The sequence below is a fragment of the Flavobacterium humi genome, assembly GCF_004745595.1.
Classification (GTDB): Bacteria; Bacteroidota; Bacteroidia; order Flavobacteriales; family Flavobacteriaceae; genus Flavobacterium; species Flavobacterium humi.
Genome location: NZ_SRLH01000009.1, coordinates 1 through 20,195 on the forward strand (window position 1 = coordinate 1; position 20,195 = coordinate 20,195).

General features: G+C 40.2%; 21 protein-coding genes. 14 read left to right on the top strand and 7 right to left on the bottom strand.

Going from position 1 to position 20,195, the window contains the following annotated elements:
• Positions 1–480 precede the first annotated feature (480 nt).
• The 8 genes from thrS to E4635_RS14425 all read left to right on the top strand — a co-directional run bounded on the left by thrS (position 481) and on the right by E4635_RS14425 (position 8,305).
• A complete protein-coding gene (gene thrS / locus E4635_RS14390) occupies positions 481–2,427 on the top strand; it encodes a threonine--tRNA ligase (protein WP_135527405.1) in 1,947 nt (648 codons plus the stop codon).
• A 22-nt stretch (positions 2,428–2,449) separates the two neighbouring features.
• Positions 2,450–3,004, top strand: a complete 555-nt coding sequence (infC, locus tag E4635_RS14395) for a translation initiation factor IF-3 (RefSeq protein ID WP_135527406.1) — start codon at positions 2,450–2,452, stop codon at positions 3,002–3,004.
• Positions 3,005–3,044: 40 nt separating this feature from the next.
• Positions 3,045–3,242, top strand: a complete 198-nt coding sequence (gene rpmI / locus E4635_RS14400; protein WP_081709383.1) for a 50S ribosomal protein L35 — start codon at positions 3,045–3,047, stop codon at positions 3,240–3,242.
• 103 nt (positions 3,243–3,345) lie between these two features.
• Positions 3,346–3,690 carry a 50S ribosomal protein L20 gene (rplT, locus tag E4635_RS14405; RefSeq protein WP_135527407.1) on the top strand — a complete coding sequence of 115 codons (345 nt, stop codon included), beginning with the start codon at positions 3,346–3,348 and terminating at the stop codon, positions 3,688–3,690.
• A gap of 187 nt (positions 3,691–3,877) precedes the next feature.
• Positions 3,878–6,796 (top strand): M16 family metallopeptidase, encoded by a 2,919-nt coding sequence (locus tag E4635_RS14410; protein ID WP_135527408.1) that lies wholly within the window; start codon positions 3,878–3,880, stop codon positions 6,794–6,796.
• A 92-nt stretch (positions 6,797–6,888) separates the two neighbouring features.
• Entirely contained in the window at positions 6,889–7,461 is a 573-nt protein-coding gene (locus E4635_RS14415; RefSeq protein WP_135527409.1) for a Crp/Fnr family transcriptional regulator, read from the top strand.
• Positions 7,462–7,541: 80 nt separating this feature from the next.
• The gene (locus tag E4635_RS14420; RefSeq protein WP_135527410.1) at positions 7,542–7,976 is read left to right on the top strand and encodes a carboxymuconolactone decarboxylase family protein; all 435 of its coding nucleotides are present in this window, start codon (positions 7,542–7,544) and stop codon (positions 7,974–7,976) included.
• Positions 7,977–7,999: 23 nt separating this feature from the next.
• Positions 8,000–8,305 carry a hypothetical protein gene (locus E4635_RS14425; RefSeq protein WP_135527411.1) on the top strand — a complete coding sequence of 102 codons (306 nt, stop codon included), beginning with the start codon at positions 8,000–8,002 and terminating at the stop codon, positions 8,303–8,305.
• Positions 8,306–8,352: 47 nt separating this feature from the next.
• Here E4635_RS14425 and E4635_RS14430 read toward each other — a convergent pair whose 3' ends face one another.
• Positions 8,353–8,733 (bottom strand): winged helix-turn-helix transcriptional regulator, encoded by a 381-nt coding sequence (locus E4635_RS14430; RefSeq protein WP_135527412.1) that lies wholly within the window; start codon positions 8,731–8,733, stop codon positions 8,353–8,355.
• Between the two features lie 105 nt (positions 8,734–8,838).
• On the opposite strand from E4635_RS14430, the gene E4635_RS14435 reads away from it, so the two are divergent.
• The 5 genes from E4635_RS14435 to E4635_RS14455 all read left to right on the top strand — a co-directional run bounded on the left by E4635_RS14435 (position 8,839) and on the right by E4635_RS14455 (position 14,329).
• Positions 8,839–9,786, top strand: coding sequence for an NADP-dependent oxidoreductase (locus E4635_RS14435; RefSeq protein WP_135527413.1), 948 nt, complete (start codon positions 8,839–8,841; stop codon positions 9,784–9,786).
• Between the two features lie 129 nt (positions 9,787–9,915).
• Positions 9,916–12,048, top strand: coding sequence for a S9 family peptidase (locus tag E4635_RS14440; RefSeq protein WP_135527414.1), 2,133 nt, complete (start codon positions 9,916–9,918; stop codon positions 12,046–12,048).
• Between the two features lie 140 nt (positions 12,049–12,188).
• Positions 12,189–13,109 carry a GlxA family transcriptional regulator gene (locus E4635_RS15865; RefSeq protein WP_135527415.1) on the top strand — a complete coding sequence of 307 codons (921 nt, stop codon included), beginning with the start codon at positions 12,189–12,191 and terminating at the stop codon, positions 13,107–13,109.
• Positions 13,110–13,230: 121 nt separating this feature from the next.
• On the top strand, positions 13,231–13,755 hold the full coding sequence (locus E4635_RS14450; RefSeq protein WP_135527416.1) for a hypothetical protein: 525 nt from the start codon (positions 13,231–13,233) through the stop codon (positions 13,753–13,755).
• 28 nt (positions 13,756–13,783) lie between these two features.
• Complete coding sequence (locus E4635_RS14455) at positions 13,784–14,329, top strand: DinB family protein (protein ID WP_135527417.1); 546 nt, start codon at positions 13,784–13,786, stop codon at positions 14,327–14,329.
• 14 nt (positions 14,330–14,343) lie between these two features.
• On the opposite strand, the gene E4635_RS14460 is transcribed toward E4635_RS14455, so the two are convergent.
• The 6 genes from E4635_RS14460 to E4635_RS14485 form a co-directional block, all read right to left on the bottom strand.
• Positions 14,344–15,255: a glutaminase gene (locus tag E4635_RS14460; protein WP_135527418.1), complete on the bottom strand. Its 912-nt coding sequence runs from the start codon at positions 15,253–15,255 to the stop codon at positions 14,344–14,346.
• 41 nt (positions 15,256–15,296) lie between these two features.
• Positions 15,297–16,556: an asparagine synthetase B gene (locus E4635_RS14465; protein ID WP_169630286.1), complete on the bottom strand. Its 1,260-nt coding sequence runs from the start codon at positions 16,554–16,556 to the stop codon at positions 15,297–15,299.
• A 116-nt stretch (positions 16,557–16,672) separates the two neighbouring features.
• Complete coding sequence (locus E4635_RS14470) at positions 16,673–17,344, bottom strand: response regulator transcription factor (RefSeq protein ID WP_135527420.1); 672 nt, start codon at positions 17,342–17,344, stop codon at positions 16,673–16,675.
• Positions 17,345–17,347: 3 nt separating this feature from the next.
• Positions 17,348–18,139, bottom strand: a complete 792-nt coding sequence (locus E4635_RS14475) for a sensor histidine kinase (RefSeq protein ID WP_135527421.1) — start codon at positions 18,137–18,139, stop codon at positions 17,348–17,350.
• Entirely contained in the window at positions 18,136–18,654 is a 519-nt protein-coding gene (locus tag E4635_RS14480) for a hypothetical protein (RefSeq protein WP_246020814.1), read from the bottom strand. Before E4635_RS14480 ends, E4635_RS14475 begins: the two co-directional genes overlap by 4 nt.
• Positions 18,655–18,774: 120 nt before the next feature.
• Entirely contained in the window at positions 18,775–19,122 is a 348-nt protein-coding gene (locus E4635_RS14485) for a hypothetical protein (RefSeq protein ID WP_135527423.1), read from the bottom strand.
• 467 nt (positions 19,123–19,589) lie between these two features.
• Here E4635_RS14485 and E4635_RS14490 point away from each other — a divergent pair, with 467 nt between their 5' ends.
• Positions 19,590–20,147, top strand: coding sequence for a phage tail protein (locus E4635_RS14490; protein WP_135527424.1), 558 nt, complete (start codon positions 19,590–19,592; stop codon positions 20,145–20,147).
• Positions 20,148–20,195: the final 48 nt, after the last annotated feature.

The window sequence follows — 20,195 nt, forward strand, 5'->3', positions numbered from 1 at the left end:
TTTTCAAGGTGCAAAGATGCCCTGAAGGCCGTTTGGGAAAGCCCAAAAACCGCCCAAAACACCCAAAAACGGATTAGCCCATGAAAAAAGGAGCGGATCCGGGGATTAAAAAGCATACCTATTATATATATAAAGGAGCTAATGGGGAACATACCTAATATATATAAAGAAGGAGCGGATTAAAAAACACACCTATATATAAGGAGAAGGAAATTGGCTTTCTAAAAATACATACCTATTATAGAGTATACCCGCGTGAGGGATCGAAGAGAAAATCCTTTTGGGAGGAACGAAACAAAAGATTGCAACGAAGAGCCCGGCCCCATACATCCAAAATAACTTTTTAGCAAATGACGCGAGAAGGGACACGCACAAAAAAACAAGGATAGCATAAGAATGAGATAAAATCAAAAAACATACTCTATATATATTGTGTGTGTTTTGCGAATGGATTATATTTGCGTTCATAAATTTATAATAATGATTAAGATTACATTACCTGATGGTTCGGTTAAGGAGTTTGCGAAAGGCACTACTCCTATGGATGTTGCGAAAAGTATAAGCGAAGGATTGGCGCGAAACGTGATTTCGGCTTCCTTTAATGGCACAACGATTGAAACCGCGACTGAACTAACCACCGACGGTTCTCTTATATTATATACCTGGAACGACAAAGACGGCAAGAAAGCGTTCTGGCATTCTACTTCGCACGTGATGGCGCAGGCGCTTGAGGAATTATTCCCGGGCATTAAGCTGACACTTGGGCCGGCGATTGACAACGGTTTTTATTATGATGTCGATTTTGGCGACAAGAAAATTACCGAAGCAGAATTCAAAGCTATAGAAGACCGTGTCCTGGAAATCGCGCGCGAAAAACATGAATTCAAGATGCGCCCGGTTTCGAAAGCCGATGCATTGGCCATGTATATTGGAAACGAATACAAAACAGAGCTGATTTCAAACCTGGAAGACGGTACGATCACTTTCTGCGACCATTCGACTTTTACCGATTTGTGCCGTGGCGGACATATCCCGAATACAGGGATTATCAAAGCGATGAAAATCATGAGCGTGGCCGGAGCTTATTGGAGAGGTGATGAAAAGAACAAGCAATTGACGCGTGTATATGGAATTTCGTTCCCTAAACAGAAAGACCTAACGGATTACCTGGAATTGCTGGAAGAGGCAAAAAGACGTGACCATAGAAAACTAGGAAAAGAACTGGACTTGTTCGCTTTTTCACAAAAAGTGGGACAAGGTTTGCCATTATGGCTGCCGAAAGGAGCTGCCTTGCGCGATCGTTTGGAACAATTCCTGAAAAAGGCACAGAAAAAAGCCGGGTACGAACAAGTGGTAACTCCACATATCGGGCAGAAAGAATTATATGTGACATCGGGGCATTATGCCAAATACGGAGCCGATAGCTTCCAGCCGATACACACGCCTGCCGAAGGTGAAGAGTTCCTGCTAAAACCGATGAACTGTCCGCACCATTGCGAAATTTACAATACAAAACCATGGTCCTACAAAGACCTGCCAAAACGTTATGCTGAATTCGGTACCGTTTATCGTTACGAACAAAGTGGCGAGCTTCACGGCTTGACACGCGTTAGAGGGTTTACTCAGGATGACGCCCATATATTCTGTACACCAGACCAGCTGGATTCGGAATTCAAGAAAGTGATTGACCTTGTATTGTATGTATTCGGTTCGTTAGGGTTTGAAAATTTTACAGCCCAGGTTTCGGTAAGGGACCTTGACAATCCTGATAAATATATAGGTAATGTCGAGAATTGGGAAAAAGCGGAAAATGCCATCATCAGTGCCGCCAGGGACAAAGGCCTGAATTATGTGATCGAAAGCGGAGAAGCGGCTTTTTACGGCCCGAAACTGGATTTCATGGTGAAGGATGCCTTGGGCAGAAGCTGGCAGCTTGGGACAATCCAGGTAGATTACAACCTTCCGGAGCGTTTCGACCTGACGTACAAAGGTTCTGACAATGAGTTGCACAGGCCGGTAATGATCCACCGTGCACCGTTTGGTTCGATGGAACGTTTTATTGCCATTTTACTGGAGCATACAGCAGGAAATTTCCCTCTTTGGCTGATGCCTGAACAGGCTATTATCCTTTCTTTGAGTGAGAAATATGAAAATTATGCAAAAAAAGTTTTAGAATTGCTAGAAAATCACGAAATTCGCGCCCTAATTGACAACCGAAACGAAACAATCGGGAAGAAAATCAGGGAAGCCGAAGTTCAGAAAATGCCGTTTATGCTGATCGTAGGGGAAGAAGAAGAGAAAAACGGAACGATTTCCGTAAGGCGTCACGGCCAGGAAGGAAAAGGCAATATCACCGTAACAATTGAGGAATTTGCCAAAATTGTTACCGAAGAAATAAGCAAAACGCTAAAAACATTTGAAGTCTAACTAAAAAATAAGAGCCATAGCAATTAGAAACAACAGAGGTTACCAGCCTCGAGTAGAAAAAAAAGACGAGCACAGAATAAACAATTTTATCCGTGTTCCAGAAGTACGCCTTGTAGGAGATAATGTAGAACCTGGAGTTATCAAAACTTCGGAAGCATTGAAATTAGCTGACCAATTGGAATTGGATTTAGTTGAGATTTCTCCAAACGCTGAACCGCCGGTATGTAAGATAATGGACTATAAAAAGTTTGTTTACATGCAGAAAAAGCGTGAAAAAGAACTTAAAGCGAAATCTACTCAAATTGTAGTAAAAGAGATTCGTTTTGGCCCTCAGACCGATGAGCACGATTACGACTTTAAAAGAAAGAATGCCGAGAAGTTCCTTAAAGAAGGTTCCAAACTGAAAGCGTTCGTATTCTTTAAAGGAAGGTCTATCATCTACAAAGAGCAAGGACAGATCTTATTATTGCGTTTGGCGCAGGATCTTGAAGAATACGGAAAAGTGGAAGCGATGCCGGTTCTGGAAGGAAAAAGAATGATTATGTTTATTTCTCCAAAAAAGAAAGCAAGCAAATAAAGATAAATAAGTAAGTTGAATTAAATAAATTAGGGAAATTATGCCTAAAATGAAAACCAAATCTAGTGCCAAGAAACGTTTTAAAGTGACTGGTTCTGGAAAGATTAAAAGAAAGCACGCTTTCAAAAGTCACATCCTGACTAAAAAATCTAAAAAACGTAAATTAGCGTTGACACATTCAGCATTGGTACACAGTACTGATATGAAAAGTGTAAAAGAACAATTAAGAATTATCTAATAATAATTCTTTAGGTTTAAAACAATTTAATAACCTTGGAGTATGGCCAATAAGTGTCCTTGATTAAATTCGGACCGCCTGCTACAAAAAAAATGTAAAAATTATGCCAAGATCAGTAAATTCAGTTGCTAAGAGAGCAAGAAGAAAAAAGATAATGAAGCAAGCCAAAGGTTTCTTTGGTCGTCGTAAAAACGTTTGGACAGTTGCGAAAAACGCGGTTGAGAAAGCTATGAGCTATGCTTACCGTGACAGAAAAGTAAATAAGAGAAATTTCCGTGCTTTATGGATTCAGCGTATCAACGCCGGAGCCAGATTGGAAGGAATGAGCTATTCTCAGTTTATGGGTAAAATCAAAGCTAACAACATCGAATTGAACCGTAAAGTTCTTGCCGATCTAGCAATGAACCACCCGGAAGCTTTCAAGACAATACTTAAAAAAGTAAAATAACGTTTAACAAACAATTTTAACTTACTTACTATAGGAAATCCCATCTGCTAACGCACGATGGGATTTTTTATATCCAGTCGACAATTAGAAACAGGGCGCTCTTAACGCAAGGACCGGATCACTTTAACAAAATTTTAAAGGATAGTCTTTTTTGTTTCTTTATTTTTATTCAAAATTTTTTAAACCAATGAAAAAAACTATTTTACCCCTTATTGCATTGCTGGGTTTTACCGCAGTCAATGCACAAACAGCTATAACAGAAAAGATGAAAGACTCACAAGGGTACACTTACGAAACCGTTAAGAATGACAAGACCGGAGTTCGTGTTTACACGTTGAAAAACGGCTTGAAAGTATATTTGGCACAAAACCGCGACGAACCGAGAATCCAGACCTATATCCCGGTAAGGACCGGTTCCAATAACGACCCTGCCGACAACACAGGATTGGCGCATTATTTAGAGCACATGGTTTTTAAGGGAACCAGTAAAATCGGAACACAGGACTGGCCAACGGAACAGAAATTAATTGCCCAGATTTCCGACTTGTACGAACAGCACAAAGCCGAAACCGATCCTGAAAAGAAAAAAGCGATTTACAAAAAAATTGACGAAGTTTCCCAAGAGGCTTCCAAATATTCGGTAGCGAACGAATACGACAAACTCATTTCTTCTTTGGGTGCCAAAGGAACAAATGCCCATACTTCGCTAAACGAAACCGTATACAAAAACAACATTCCGGCCAACGAACTGGAAAAATGGATGGTAGTCGAAAAAGAACGTTTTTCAGAATTGGTACTTCGCCTTTTCCATACGGAACTGGAAGCGGTATATGAAGAATTCAACCGTTCTCAGGACAATGACGGCCGTTTGGTAAATTATGAATTGATGAACGCTTTGTTCCCAATCACACCATACGGGCAGCAAACTACCATAGGAAAATCGGAGCATTTGAAAAACCCGTCAATGGTGGCGATCCACAATTATTTCAATACTTATTATGTGCCGAACAATATGGCGGTGGTTTTAGTAGGTGACCTGGATTTTGACAAAACCATAAAAATGGTAGACCAGTATTTTGGCGCTTTCCAATACAAAGAATTGCCAATGAAAAAAATGGTTGTAGAGCAACCGATGACTTCTATCGTGAGAAGAGATGTGAAAAGCCCTACCGCAGAAAGGCTAATGATGGCCTGGAGGACTTCTGGAGTGGGAACAAAAGAAGCTTTATTGGCCGATATTACATCCAATATCTTATCAAATTCAGGTGACGTCGGCTTAATCGATATCGACATCAATCAAAAACAATTGGCTTTGAGTGCCGGTTCTTTTGCCTCAACTTTTAATGATTATGGATACCATGGCCTGACTTTATCTACCAAAGAAGGACAAACACTTGAAGAAGGAGAAGGTTTGCTTTTGGCTGAAATGGCTAAAATCAAAAAAGGGGATTTTGACCAATGGATGATCCAGGCGATTATCAACAATATGAAACTGGACCGAATGAAAACTTTCGAATCTGCAGATGGCCTGGCTACCACTTTATACAATACATTCATTGAAAAAAGAAGCTGGGAACAAGTGCTGTCTGAAATCAACGAACTTTCAAAAATCACTAAAGAAGACGTTGTAAAATTTGCCAATGAGTTCTACAAGGACAATTATGTAATCATCTACAAGAGAAAAGGAGTTAATGACAAATTGGTTCGTGTGTCCAATCCGGGCATCACTCCTATCCAGCTTAACAGGGATGCGCAATCTGAATTTTACAAAACATTCTCAAAATTGACCACTACCGAACTGGCTCCTGTTTTTGTGGATTTCAAAAAAGAGATCCAAACTAAAAAAATCAAAAACACGACTGTAAGTTTCGTAAAAAACAATACGAACGAGATCGCGAACCTGTATTACATTTTCAATATGGGATCAGACCATAACAAGAAATTGTCATTGGCTATCGGAATGCTGGATTATTTGGGAACAGATCAATTGAGTTCTGAAGATGTTAAAAAAGAATTCTATAAAATCGGGATTTCCTATTCGGTTAATGCCGGAAATGATTTAAGTTACATCACCCTTACAGGTTTGGAAAGCAACCTTCCAAAAGGAATCGAATTGCTGGAAAACCTTCTTAAAAACGTAAAACCGGACCAGGATGTGTACAACACGCGTGTTTCCACTATCCTGAACAGCCGCGCCAATGCTAAAAAACGTAAGGAAAATATCGTAACTGCATTATCGAATTATGCGAAATACGGAAAAGAGTCCCGCTTTAGGGATATCCTTTCGGAGAAAGAGTTACGCGACATGAAAGCATCCGAACTGACAGACATCCTAAAAGGGCTTAACCAATACCAGCACCAGGTTTTCTTTTACGGAAACGACCTTAAGCCAATCGAAGCCGCTTTAGGAAAATACCATAACTTAAACGCTGATAAAGCCATTCCGGCACCTAAAAAATATGAGGAACCTGTAACCGAAAACAAAGTGTATTTTGCCAATTACGACATGGTGCAAGCTGAAATGAGCAGGATTGCCAAAGGGGAAAAATACAATTTCAATACCGTTGGAACAGTAAACGTATTCAATTCGTACTTTGGTTCAGGATTGTCTTCTATCGTATTCCAGGAAATCAGGGAATCGAAATCCCTGGCTTACTCTGCGAACGCTACCTACAGAACGGCTCCTGAAAAAGACCTGAGCGATTACATGCAGGTTTCCATCGGAACACAGGCCAACAAGCTTCCGCAAGCAGTAGATGCCCTTTCGGTATTGTTGAATGATATGCCAAAAATCGAAAAACAGTTTAACAATGCTAAAGATTCCTCTCTAAAACAGATTGCATCTTCCAGGATTATCAAAACAAATATCTTTTTCAATCAGTTAAATCTGAAAAAATTAGGTTTCGATTATGACATCCGTAAAGATATTTACAAAAATATCCAGGCGCTTACGCTGAATAATGTAAATGATTTCTTCAATAAAGAAGTGAAAACCAAAAAATACAATACCGCAATTATCGGTAAAAAAGAAAATTTGGATTTTGAAGCTTTGAAAAAATTAGGGACCGTAGAAGAAGTTTCTTTGGAAGAACTTTTCAACTACTAATTTATTTTCGATACCAACCGAAAAGCCATCCATTGATTTGGGTGGCTTTTTTTATGCTTTCGGTTTTTAAAATAGATTCCTATCTTTACTTTATGAATTCAATCCTGATAGCGCATATACGAAAATCCATTGATTTGAATGATTCCGAAGCCGAAATGGTCCTGTCTTATTTCGATCAGCAAACCATCCGCAAAAAAACGCTCTTACTCGAAGAAGGCCATATCTGCAACAAGCAGTATTTCATCCTCAAAGGCTGCCTTCGTTCTTATATTATCAATGCCAAAGGAAACGAGCAAACACTCCAGTTCGGGATAGAAAGCTGGTGGGTAACCGATTATATGAGTTTCCAGAACCAGAACGCTTCCCATTTCTTTATCCAGGCCATCGAAAACTCGGAAGTACTCTCGATTAGCAAAACCGCCCTCGAAGAATTATTGTCCCAGCTCCCTAAACTGGAACGTTATTTCAAACTGACGCTGCAAAAATCGTTCGGGGCCGCGCAAATGCGGATCAAATACCTCTTTACGATGACCGCAGAGGAAAGGTACCATCATTTTAATGATTCTTTCCCTGATTTCGTCCAGCGGGTGCCACAATACATGCTGGCTTCCTACCTGGATTTTTCGCCTGAATTCATGAGTAAAATAAGAGCCGGGAAAATCTAGCCTGATTTTCTTGAAGTAGATTAAGTTTTTTGAAACATATCTTGCTGAAATTTGTATCAAATCTTAAAAAAGAAATGAAAATGGAAACAAGAATCGACATGTCTAAAGTAGCACCTGAAGGATATAAAGCCATCATGGGATTAGAAAAATATATTGCTTCAACTGCTTTGGACCCTATCCACAAAGAATTAATAAAAATCAGGGCTTCCCAAATTAACGGCTGTGCTTTTTGCATTAACATGCACACCAAAGATGCCCGCAAACTAGGTTTATCAGAACAGCGTATCTACCTGCTCAATGCCTGGAGAGACACTAATTTGTATTCTGAAGAAGAAAAAGCAATCTTGGCCCTGACCGAAGAAGTAACCCTGATCAGTCACCATGTTTCGGATGCGACTTATCAAAATGCGGCCAAAGTTTTAGGCGAAGAATACCTGGGAGTCGTGATCATGATGATCATCACCATCAATGCCTGGAACAGGATCGCCATCACCACAGGAATGCAACCGGAATAACCCAAATTTTAAATACATAAAAAATGATCGCAGTAAAAGTATCGTACACCGTACCATCTAGTTTCGTAGCCCGGAATAAAGAGAACATAGCCCAATTCCTAAAAGATTTTCAACAATTGGACACAGCCCTTTTCAGTTATTCTGTGTTTCTTTGCGAAGATGGAAAAACATTTTTGCATATGTCAACCTATAAGAATGAAGAAATCCAAACCCGGGTTTTAAATGTTCCTTCTTTCAAAAAATTCCAGGAAGAACGGGATCAAAGCGGATTGGACGATTCCCACAAAGTGGAAATGCTGCATCCTGTCGGATCTTCTTTTAATGTATAAATAAAAACTGGAAATCAGTCGTAAAGCCATTCTTCGGAATGGTTTTTTTATTTTCCGCCAATTTTGACCACTTTCGCCTTTTCCTTCGCTACGGAAGATCCCCATTCTGCAATCAATTCCAACAGCGGGATGAGGGTTTTGCCAAAATCGGTCAAGGAATATTCTACTTTCAGCGGAGGTTTTGTTGTATGTACTTCACGTTTTACAATCCCGTCTTCTTCCATCTGTTTTAATTGGAGGCTCAGCGTACGTTCGGTAACCATTGGCATTATTTTCCGCAATTCGTTATAGCGTCGCACGCCGTCTTTCAAATGGTACAAAATCACCATTTTCCATTTACCTCCAATATATTCCATGGTAATGCTTGTGGTGCACGGATAGGTTTTTTCTTCTATCTGGTATAACTCGCTTTCAAAATGTAGGCCCATAATCTTCTCCTATCCTTTTGGATAGTTATTGCAAAGATAAATAACTATACTTAATTTTGTAACTATAAATTGTATAGTTTAAATATAAATCAAAAAAATTGCATTATGAGTAAAGCATTTGAATTAAAAGAAGCCGGTTCCATAGATCAGCTCCAGCTAATAGAAGTAGCCAAACTTATACCTTCGGCTAATGAAGTTATAATCGAAGTCAAAGCGATATCGATCAATCCTGTGGATGTCAAAACACGCTTGGGAAAAAGTTTTTACAACGATTTCAAAGAACAATACCACCCGATTATCTTGGGTTGGGATGTTTCAGGAATTGTAGAAAGTGTCGGGGAAAACGTAACGGATTTTAAAATTGGTGATGCCGTATTTGGCATGGTCAATTTCCCTGGCCATGGTAAGGCTTACGCCGAATATGTGGCAGCTCCGGCAAGCCATTTGGCCAGAAAACCGGAACAGGTTTCCCATGAAGAAGCGGCGGCAGCTACACTTGCTGCGCTTACCGCTTACCAAGTTTTAAAAAGGCATGTACATTCCGGAGATTCGGTGCTTATCCACGCGGCGGCCGGTGGTGTCGGGCATTTTGCCGTACAGATAGCCAAAATCCTCGGGGCTCACGTTACCGGGACCACTTCTGGAAAAAATATTGATTTTGTCAAATCTTTAGGCGCTGATATTGTGATCGATTATACAGAACAACCTTTTGAAAACAGTGTAAAAAACCTGGATTTTGCCCTTGATGCACTTTCCGGAGAAACCCTGGAGCGCACCATACAAACTGTACGCAAAGGCGGGACAATCATCACATTGCCCTCAGCCGGATTTAATGAAGCTGTGGTCGAAAAAGGAAAAGAAAACAACATTACCATAGCCTTTGAAATGGTGGAAAGCAATGGAGATGACATGCGCCAAATTGCAGATTGGTTACAATCAGGGAAACTCAAAGCAACTGTCGGGCATACCTTCCCTTTCGAAAAATTATCGCAGGCCCATGCCCAGGTAGAAACAGGCAAAACCCGTGGTAAAGTTATCGTAACGGTTCCATAATTTCCTAAATAAATAGGAATCGCTTGATTCTGACTCGGTAAAGACACAAAGGATAATGTTAATAGACTCTTAAAGTCTTAAAACATTGTCCTTTTTTTATACATTTGACACCATCAAAAAAACCACATTATGAATAAAAGGATATGGGTGGCATTAGGTATTTTCTTTACTCTTTTTGCTTCTGCTCAAAACAAAAAACTTACGCTGGACGAATCGGTCCTGCAACAAAACAGGCAATTTAAGGCGGACAAGCTCGATGGGTTCCAATGGATTCCAAACACCAGCAAATATGTCTATTACACAGACAATTGGAGCAAAATGGTTTCTGCCAGTGCTGCAGATTCGAAAGCGGCAGAATTAGTCACTTTAGCAGAAATGAATTCGGCTTTAGGGACAAAACTGAAAAATTTTGCCGGGATCACCTGGATTGACACCAATACCCTCCTTGCGTCGGAAGGCGGGAAATTCTATACGTATTCGCTGGCCACGAAATCCGGGAAAAACATACAGAATACTTCTGGCAGCGCAGAAAACATCACTTTCGATGCTTCAAAACAAAATGTGGCTTTTACAGAAAAAAACAATCTATTCTTTTTCAATGCCAATAAGGAAAAAATCGCGGTAACATCGGAAACAAACGAAGCTATCGTATCCGGTCAGTTTATTGCCAGAAATGAATTTGGGATCAAAAACGGAATTTTCTGGTCGCCGAAATCACGTTTTCTGGCTTTTTATCAAAAAGACCAAAGTGACGTAGCCGATTATCCTCTACTGGACATCAATGAAACTCCAGGCAAGTTAGTGAACATCAAATACCCAATGATCGGCCAGGCATCCGAAAAACCAAAAGTGGGGATTTACAATCTGGCAACGGGCAAAACCGTTTTCATTTCGCCGAAAGGCAACCAGGACGATTACCTTACAAACCTTTCCTGGACACCAGACGAGAAATATGTCATAATTGCTGAACTGAACCGCGGGCAAAACGACATGTCCCTGAACCTTTACGATGCCGCCACCGGAGCTTTTGTAAGAACCTTATTGAATGAAAAAAATTCAAAATGGGTAGAGCCGGAACATGATGCTTTCTTCCCAAATGCCAAGTCTGACAATTTTATCTGGATCTCTGAAAAAGACGGTTTCAATAATTTGTATTATTATTCTATTGAAGGGAAATTGATCAAACAGCTTACAGCCAATACGTTTCCTGTCCGTGAAATTATCGGGTCAAATGCTGCCGGAACTGAAATTTATTACAAGGCGACAGGTCCAAATGCCACAAATATGCTGGTTTACAAAGTTGATTTGAAAGGCAAGCAGGCTTTGATTACCCAAGACCAGGGAGTCCATACTGTGACTATCAGTACCGATGGAAATTATTTCTTTGACGAATATTCCAATCATGCTACTCCTTCTAAATCTGTGTTGTACGACAAAAGCCTAAAAGCAAAAATCTTGTTGGAAAGCCCAAATAAATATACCGGTTACGAGATGGGAACTGCAGACATAAAGACCATCAAAGCCGCTGACGGCACTACTGATTTGTATACCAGGCTGATCAAACCGAGTACTTTCGACCCTGCCAAAAAATACCCGGTTTTAGTCTATGTTTATGGTGGTCCCCATGCCCAGCTGATTACCAATTCCTTCCTTGATGGTGCCAATCTTTGGATGTACTGGATGGCCGAACAAGGCTATTTGGTCTTTACTGTAGACAACCGTGGTTCGGACAATAGAGGATTTGCTTTTGAAAGCACGGTACACGGACGATTGGGTGTAAACGAAATGGAAGACCAGTTAAAAGGTGTTGAGTATTTAAAATCTTTGCCTTATGTAGATGCCAACCGCCTTGCCGTACACGGATGGAGTTTTGGAGGTTTCATGACAACTTCGCTAATGCTTCGCAAACCGGATGTATTCAAAGTAGGTGTTGCCGGCGGGCCTGTGACCGACTGGAAATTTTATGAAATTATGTATGGTGAACGTTATATGGACACTCCGGCGGAAAACCCAAAAGGATTTGACGAATCCAGCACGTTGAATTATGTAAAAAACCTAAAGGGGAAATTCCTTCTTATTCACGGTACAAGCGATGATGTTGTAGTCATGCAGCAAAATTTTGCCCTGATCAAAAAATTTGTAGAGGCGGAAAAACAGGTTGATTTCTTTCCTTATCCGATGCACAAACACAATGTTCAAGGCAAAGACCGTGTGCATTTGATGCGAAAAGTCCTCGATTATGTAATCGAAAACAACAAATAAATACAAAAGCTGCAGCAGCTTTAAAACAAAAGCCAATCATAACGATTGGCTTTTTTATTTGGCCGAAAATGTCCTTTTATTGACCAATCAGTAATTGTTTAAGTGTTTATCTTTGTAAGGTAATTTATGATTGACAAAAAATGAAACTAAAATTTGCATTCCTGATTTTACCACAAATCCACCTTATGGATTTAGCCGGGCCGGACCAGGCAATCCTGGAAGCCATAGATTTTGGCGCTGATTTCGAAATAGAATACTGCTGCCTGGAAAATGGCGTCATTTCTACCGCAGGGCTGCCCATTGCCGGTTTGAAACATTTTTCGGAAGTACGGCTCAACAAAGGGGACTTCTTGATTATTCCAGGATCGAATGCGAGTTACCTGATTTCCGATACCTTCAAAAAAAACACTGATTTATTTCATTGGATCATCAAGAATTACCATTCGGGAGTACAACTGGTAAGCATTTGCGCCGGCGCTTTTGTATTGGCCGAATGTGGCCTACTGAACAACATTCCGTGTACCACTCATTTCAAAAGGACACAACAATTACAGGAATTATACCCAAAGGCCAAAGTGATAGACAATATTCTTTTCACCCAACAGGGAGGCATTTACACCAGTGCCGGAATTGCTTCGGGCATCGATGTGACCCTACATATTATTGAAGAATTGAAAGGAAGTTATTTTGCGCATCTTGTGGCCCGGGAATTAGTCGTTTACAATAGGCGGAACGGCAATCAGAAGCAGGAAAGCGAATTGCTGGGCTTCAGGAACCACATCCATTCGGGAATCCATAAAGCCCAGGATTGGATTGTTGAAAATATCAACCAAAAAGCAAACCTGAGCGAATTAGCAGAAATCGCCTGCATGAGCGAACGTAATTTCACCCGGATATTCAAAAAAGAAACCGACATTACTGTCAATGACTATATCACGGTAATCCGAAAGGAAAAAATCAAAGAATTCATGAAAAACCCTGACCTGACCCGATTAGACATAGCGTTACAGGTGGGTTTGCAAAGCGAAAGGCAACTCAGCCGTTTAATCCATTCCAATTAAAATCATCTCCAATCATCAATCAAAAATCGAACAATCATGAAAAATCTCAAAAAAACAACTGCTGCTGCTTTTTTCAATAGCGGCACTTACTGCAAACGCTCAAACTTCTAAAACAAAAACAATGGAACTGACATCAATCAAAAAAACAAAAACCTTAGACATCAAACCCTCAAGCACTTCTTCGGAAAATGATTTCGACTTCCTGCAAGGCAAATGGAAAGTACACAACCGGATGCTGAAATCCAGGCTCGCCAATAGTGACGAATGGATCGAATTTGAAGCGGAATTACACATGAAAAAAACTTTAAACGGCTTTGGGAACATCGAAAACTTCTATTCCAACAACAACGGAACGCCTTTTGAAGGAATGGCTATCCGCCTTTTCAATAAAGAAACCAAATTATGGAAAATATACTGGGTAGACAGCAACGGCACAACAATGGACGAAAAACCTGTAACGGGCTCTTATGAAAACGGCCTCGGACGGTTTTATGCGAATGATGTCTTTAACAACCAGGAAATCCTTGTACTGTACCAATGGGATGCCACAAATCCTCAGCAGCCGAAATGGTCGCAGGCTTTTTCAACCGATAACGGAAGGACATGGGAATGGAACTGGAAAATGGAATTAACAAGGATAGAATAATCCGGAATCAATCAAAAAACGAACAATCATGCAAAAATCAGCTATTTCAAAAATGCCGGAATATTTTGACCGGTACATCAATTTAACCGATGACCTTTCTTTCACGGAAGTACTTCAGATAAGCCTGGAAGAACTCGAAAACCTTCCGGTTGCCCAGTGGAAAGCCTTGGGGGAAGAAATATATGCACCCGGCAAATGGACAGCAAAAGACATCCTGCAGCATATGATTGATACCGAACGGGTTTTCAGTTACAGGATGACCGCTTTTTCAAGAGGCGATTCACAAAAAATGCTCGCTTTTGACGAAGATCTTTACGCCAACAATGCCGATGCAAACCGCAGGACTATCGAAGATTTACTGGCCGAACTTATCCTGGTACGCAAAAATTATATTGCCTTGTATGCCTCTTTTTCGCCCGAAATGCTGCTAAAATCCGGCCAAGGCTTTAATGGTTCCGAATATTCGGTGCTGGCGATGGCTTTTATGATCCCCGGTCACCAGCGATGGCATTTCAATATTGTGAAGGAACGCTATTTCCCTTTGCTTGCCGAATTAAAAAACCAGTCATCTTGATTGGTTTTTTTAATTTAAAATATAGACATACCTGTTTTCGTGGTCAAAAGTTCCAGGGCAGACATCCCTAACTCCGAATTTCCTTTTTCATTAAGCCGAGGCGACCAGGTAGCCACTACGAAATTTTTAGGGTAAAGTGCCGCAATCCCTCCTCCGATACCGCTTTTTCCGGGCAATCCCACTTTATAGGTAAATTCGCCGGACTCGTCGTAAAAACCGCAAGTCTGCATCAAGGCATTGAGCCTTTTCACCTGGCTTTTGGTTAGTATTTGCTGTCCGTACCGTGTTTTTCCTTCATTGGCAAAAAAGAAAAAAGAATGCGCCAGTTCCTGACAGGTCATTTCCAAAGAACACTGGTGGAAGTAAAAATCAAGTACCGTCTCGACATCATTGTTGATATTACCAAACGACTTTAAAAAATGGGCCAATGCGGCATTCCTGAAACCGGTTTCCTTTTCGGATTGTGCCACCTTCAGGTTAAAATCGATGGTGTTGCAACCGGAGATCATCCTGATGAAACCCAGGAAATCTTCTTTCGGGTTTGAAAGCTTTGAAACCAGCATGTCGGCAATTACCAAAGCGCCGGCGTTGATAAACGGGTTTCGTGGGATTCCTTTTTCATATTCCAGCTGGACGAGTGAATTAAAAGGGTTTCCCGAAGGTTCGACTCCTACTCTTTCCCAGATTTTTTCATCCAAAAAAGTAAAAGCCATCGCTACGGTCAGTGCTTTTGAAACCGATTGGATAGAAAATTTTTCATTGCTGTCGCCGATCCCGAAATCCTCCCCGTCAATAGTGGTCAGGTGGATTCCAAATTTATCGGGATTTACCGTGGACAATTCAGGGATTGTCGACGCGACATTTCCAATGACAGGGAAAGTTTTCGCTTCCTGGAACACTTCCTGCAAAATAGAATTAAAGTTCATGGGTAAAGTACGGTTTTGCGTTTTACTTTAAAGGAAGGGTGTTATGTTTTCATTTTTTTCTTTCTCGCAGCCGGGAATAAGACATTGTTCAAAATGAGACGGAAACCCGGTGAGTTCGGATGCAGGTCCAACACGGTCGGTTCATCCCCTACCCTATGCTGGAAATCTTCGGGGTCATGGCCACCGTAAAACGTAAAAAAGCCTTTTCCTTTTTGCCCATGAATGTAACGGGCTTCGCCATTTAGCTGGTTTTCCCCTAAAATCAATACATTGGATTTAATCAGGTCACGGTCAAAAGCAGTGCTTTGGCCCATAAAACCTTTAATCAACTGGGTATGGTCCTGGCACAACATGCTTGGGATGACGTCCCATTTTGCCGAAAATTCCATTAAGGTAAAATAATCTTTTTCGAAAGGTACCACTCTTTTTTCGGTCATATCGATATTGGAAAACTCATATTTTTCCGGCCTTCTTTCCAAAATAAAATCCTTGAAAGCAAATGTTTTATTGTAATCGATTTTAGACTGGTAGTTTCCATCACTTTCATCACCATCAAACATGGGTTCGCAAATATCCACTCCTTCTGCCGAAAGCGCGATATCGAAACTGTCCGTAGCCGAACACATGGCGAACATGAAACCGCCACCAATGACAAAATCCCTTATTTTTTTGGCTACTGCCAATTTTTCCTGGGAAACTTTACTATATCCCAGTTTTTGTGCCAGGGCTTCGGCATCTTTTTTCTGGTCAATATACCAGGGCGCGTTCCGGTAGGCTCCGAAAAATTTACCATACTGCCCTGTAAAATCCTCGTGGTGCAAATGCAGCCAATCGTAAAGCAGTAACTGGTCTCCGAGTACTTCTTCATCATAAACGGTCACAAAAGGGATTTCGGCATACGTCAGTACCAAAGTAACGGCATCATCCCAAGGCTGTTTGCCCGGCGGGGAATAAACGGCTACTTTAGGCGCTTTTTCCAATACGACGGTTTCCATATTTTGGGAAGGGCTGGATATTTCTTCCAGTATCTGATTGGCTTCTCCATCGGAAAGCACTTCAAAGCTCACACCCCTGATCTGGCATTCTTTCCTGATTTCCGGCGCATCGGGCAATAAAAAAGAACCGCCGCGGTAGTTCAGCAGCCAGCTTGCCTTGTATTGCTTATCCAGGGCCCAATAGGTTATCCCATAGGCTTTGAGATGGTTTTGCTGTGAAGTCTCATCCATCGGCAGCAAGATAAAAGAGGCTTTTGCTGCAAAAGAAATGAGAAAAAGTAAAATATATACTGATTTTTTGAACATCACTTTATATAATTTTAAATCAAAGATATAAAGGAAGAGCCTTAAAAATGTCTTTATAATCCGTTAAATTGCAAAAAAATATTTCCGCAAGCCCAAAATCATGTTCCTGAAGGAATTCAGGAATAATTATCGATGACTACGATCTCGTTTTGAATGGCATACACAACCAATCCGGCAATGTTCCTGGATTCGGTTTTGAGCAGCAGGTTGTTCCTGTGCCCTTCGACTGTCCTTGGGCTGATAAAAAGCTGATCGGCGATTTCTACCGTATTTTTCTGTTCGCAGATCAATTGCAGGATTTTGGTTTCGCGTGCCGTAAGGTAATTGGTATCAAAATTACTTTTGGTTTTTTTGCCTACCGAAATGTTATCGTGGATGATTTTCATCACATAATCATTGTAATAAAACCCTTTGGAAGCCACCTCATTAATAGTGGTTAGCAGTTCCTGCGGCGTTGTGTTTTTCATCAGGTACGAAACCGCTCCCACATTAATCATATTGGCCACAAAAGTTTTCGTATTGTAGCTTGTTAAGGCAATTATCTTGATATGCGGAAAATCATTGTGCATGATCTTTGTGGTTTCCACTCCATTGAGCGTCGGCATTTTCAGGTCTGTTATGACAATGTCCGGATGCTCATCGGTTTTGTGTAAAAATTCGATAAGCTCGCTTCCGTTGGAGGCTTCAAAAATAATCTTGATATTTTTCTCCCTTTCCAACAAAAAAGAAATCCCTTTCCTGAATAAAACTTCGTCGTCAACTAAAATTAGTTTAATAACATCACTCATAACTTAAAAATTAAAAACTACTTCGACACCTTTGTTTAGCAATGAATTAATAGAAATGGCGCCGTTTAAAAAAGCAATCCGGCTTTCTATATTCTTCATTCCGAGGCCGTTTTTGGAACCTTGGCTGTTTACATCAAAGCCGATTCCGTTATCTGAATATTTACAAATCCTCAACCCGTTTTTTTCTTCAAAAAGAATCGTGATTACCGTAGCCTTGCCATGGCGCAGGGAATTGTTCATCAGTTCCTGCAAAATCCTGAAAACATGCAAAAGCCTGTCGTTTTCCGAATTACTGAAATGGATCCGGTTCTCGTAATTGACCACCACCGATTTACTGCTGCTGAATTCCATGCACAATTCTTCAACACCGGCATGGAGCCCGAAATTATCCAAAGTCGGAGGCAACAGGTCGTGGGCTATCCTGCGCGAATTTTCCAATGCCTTGGCAGTCAGATTGATGATATTGGAAGTAATTTCAACCACTTCTTTTTGTGTCAGTTCCGAAGCCGCCAGCAAATAACTGTTGAGCGATACCACATTCAATTTTGAACTGATATCGTCGTGCAGGTCACGGGCAATGCGTTTGCGTTCGTCTTCCTGCGTGAGGATGGTCGCCTGGAGCAGGTCTTTCTGGTACTGCAGTTCCAGATTCTTTTTTTCCAGGGTGCTTTTCACGATTTTCTTCCTTGAAAAATAAAAAAAAAGGACCAAAACTAAGCTCATCAGCAAAAAACCGATGCACGTATAAATAATAACGCTTATTAATTCGTTTTCAGGAATTGCTCTTTCTGTCATAATGCTTCCTCCGGTTTCTTATGAGAAAAATTCTTCTGCCATTCAATCCAAACAAACAGCTGGTAGACGATGTATAAAAATGCATTCAAAATCCATGTTATCCTGTTCGTTTTCGAAACCAATGTAGCCACTAAATTACCTGCCAGGAACAAAACAGTGCTTCCGAAAAGGTAAATCAGGATCCCCATATTGATATAATAAAACTTCCTTTTCTCGTTCAGCAGGTTATAGAAGTAAAGCGTGGCATATATGATAAGCAGGAAGGACGTGATGAATATTTCAAATAAATTGAATGAATAGAAAGCGTCTTTATTAATGGCATATTGGATTCCCAAAGCCGATAATCCCAAGGCCAAGCCTATTTTGACTATTTTCTTCTGATACTCCTCTGTCAGGATAGTGATGTAAAAAAAACTCAAAATGATAAACTGGATGATAAAATAGAAATGAGACAAAAACAGGTTATTGATACTCAGGCATTTCAACAGCCAGGAAACCATCTGGATAATAAACATGACTCCTGTATATAGGGTAAAAATTCTAAAGGCTTTTCCAAATTTAGAAAAGCCTTTACTAAACAGTATTAGATTAATTACTAAAATTACATATCCAATATCAGCAAAAATCTCTATCATTTACGGCTTCAACGTATATAGAGGACTGTCCACATCGCATGTATTAGGGCATGGTTGCGTAAAGTCATATATGTATTGCTGATTGGAATCATTGATTAGGTCTTTTCCGTCAGCGTCAACGCCTACCAGCATTAATTTATTGACACCGTCATCATCAACCCCGATATAAGCACGTACATCCACCACATATTTTTCCGCCAGGAGCTCGTTGATGTCAACTCGTGGGATTAAATGGGCCTTAACCGTGTTTTCCGGATTCATTCTCCATCTTGCCGCCCATTCCTGAGCTGTTTCCAGAGAGATCACATTTTCTTCGATACTTTTGTTTGATGTAGTTTTCTGATCCATAATTTTTAGGTTTTTAGTTAGTATAAATATAGGCTAAAATTACTATTTTTCTTTATTTTAACAAAAAAAATACTAAAATTTAGCATAGATATAATGTTGCCGATTCAAAATATTGAAAGCATGCGATTTATATTTATGGCCAATAAATTTTCTTTCTTAAAAGCGATTCTTCAGCGTATTTTTTCGAGATTTTCTATTTTATCAGATTAATAGTATAAAAACTAAAAAAATCAACAAAAAACAAGAAACAATCAAGATATTTCTTATTAATAATCAAGCGTTTAGAAATATTTTTAAAAAATCACGTAGAAATACGTGCAGAAAAGTGGGCAATAAAAAGTAATTTAGCGCTTGATTTTTACACTAAAAAAGAGGTTAAAATTATTTTAACAAGTAAAGTTTTTAATTTATATCTTTATAATCATAAGACAACATTACGTATTGTTAAACAACTAAATATAAAAACTATGTCTACAGAACCATTTATTGGAGAGATTAAAATTTTTGGGTTCAATTTTGCCCCAAGAGGGTACATGACCTGCCAAGGGCAAATTTTGTCAATTGCACAAAACACAGCTCTTTTTTCATTATTAGGAACAACGTATGGCGGAAACGGCCAGACTACTTTCGCCCTTCCTGACTTACAAGGACGTCGTCCAATCGGGCAAGGACAAGGGCCAGGTCTTTCTCCTTACCAAATGGGACAAGTATCCGGAACCGAAAACACAACTTTAACTACCAATAATATGCCAATGCATGTTCATGGTCTTACTGCTGCAAGAGTGAATCTACCTGTAAATAACAACGTTGCGGATTCAAATCTTCCTGATGGTGCTTATTTAGCTGGAAATAATACTGCTGCCTTATATGCGGAAGGTCCTCAAGCAGGAAAAGCCCTTGCTCCTGGTACACTTACGGGAACCACAGATGTTGCAGGAGGATCACAACCTTTCAGTCTTCTGAACCCATACCTTTGCATCAATTATTCCATTGCTACTGAAGGTATATTCCCTAGTAGAAACTAATACAATTTATAAAAGGAAATTTTCCAGTTGGAAAATTTCCTTTTCTCA

What these genes read in the sequence shown, in the direction of transcription:
- thrS (WP_135527405.1), top strand. Translation starts at nt 481, where the DNA reads ATGATTAAGATTACATTACCTGATGGTTCGGTTAAGGAGTTTGCGAAA.
- rpmI (WP_081709383.1), top strand. Translation starts at nt 3,045, where the DNA reads ATGCCTAAAATGAAAACCAAATCTAGTGCCAAGAAACGTTTTAAAGTG.
- rplT (WP_135527407.1), top strand. Translation starts at nt 3,346, where the DNA reads ATGCCAAGATCAGTAAATTCAGTTGCTAAGAGAGCAAGAAGAAAAAAG.
- E4635_RS14410 (WP_135527408.1), top strand. Translation starts at nt 3,878, where the DNA reads ATGAAAAAAACTATTTTACCCCTTATTGCATTGCTGGGTTTTACCGCA.
- E4635_RS14415 (WP_135527409.1), top strand. Translation starts at nt 6,889, where the DNA reads ATGAATTCAATCCTGATAGCGCATATACGAAAATCCATTGATTTGAAT.
- E4635_RS14420 (WP_135527410.1), top strand. Translation starts at nt 7,542, where the DNA reads ATGGAAACAAGAATCGACATGTCTAAAGTAGCACCTGAAGGATATAAA.
- E4635_RS14425 (WP_135527411.1), top strand. Translation starts at nt 8,000, where the DNA reads ATGATCGCAGTAAAAGTATCGTACACCGTACCATCTAGTTTCGTAGCC.
- E4635_RS14430 (WP_135527412.1), bottom strand. Translation starts at nt 8,733, where the DNA reads ATGGGCCTACATTTTGAAAGCGAGTTATACCAGATAGAAGAAAAAACC.
- E4635_RS14435 (WP_135527413.1), top strand. Translation starts at nt 8,839, where the DNA reads ATGAGTAAAGCATTTGAATTAAAAGAAGCCGGTTCCATAGATCAGCTC.
- E4635_RS14440 (WP_135527414.1), top strand. Translation starts at nt 9,916, where the DNA reads ATGAATAAAAGGATATGGGTGGCATTAGGTATTTTCTTTACTCTTTTT.
- E4635_RS15865 (WP_135527415.1), top strand. Translation starts at nt 12,189, where the DNA reads ATGAAACTAAAATTTGCATTCCTGATTTTACCACAAATCCACCTTATG.
- E4635_RS14450 (WP_135527416.1), top strand. Translation starts at nt 13,231, where the DNA reads ATGGAACTGACATCAATCAAAAAAACAAAAACCTTAGACATCAAACCC.
- E4635_RS14455 (WP_135527417.1), top strand. Translation starts at nt 13,784, where the DNA reads ATGCAAAAATCAGCTATTTCAAAAATGCCGGAATATTTTGACCGGTAC.
- E4635_RS14460 (WP_135527418.1), bottom strand. Translation starts at nt 15,255, where the DNA reads ATGAACTTTAATTCTATTTTGCAGGAAGTGTTCCAGGAAGCGAAAACT.
- E4635_RS14465 (WP_169630286.1), bottom strand. Translation starts at nt 16,556, where the DNA reads ATGTTCAAAAAATCAGTATATATTTTACTTTTTCTCATTTCTTTTGCA.
- E4635_RS14470 (WP_135527420.1), bottom strand. Translation starts at nt 17,344, where the DNA reads ATGAGTGATGTTATTAAACTAATTTTAGTTGACGACGAAGTTTTATTC.
- E4635_RS14475 (WP_135527421.1), bottom strand. Translation starts at nt 18,139, where the DNA reads ATGACAGAAAGAGCAATTCCTGAAAACGAATTAATAAGCGTTATTATT.
- E4635_RS14480 (WP_246020814.1), bottom strand. Translation starts at nt 18,654, where the DNA reads ATGTTTATTATCCAGATGGTTTCCTGGCTGTTGAAATGCCTGAGTATC.
- E4635_RS14485 (WP_135527423.1), bottom strand. Translation starts at nt 19,122, where the DNA reads ATGGATCAGAAAACTACATCAAACAAAAGTATCGAAGAAAATGTGATC.
- E4635_RS14490 (WP_135527424.1), top strand. Translation starts at nt 19,590, where the DNA reads ATGTCTACAGAACCATTTATTGGAGAGATTAAAATTTTTGGGTTCAAT.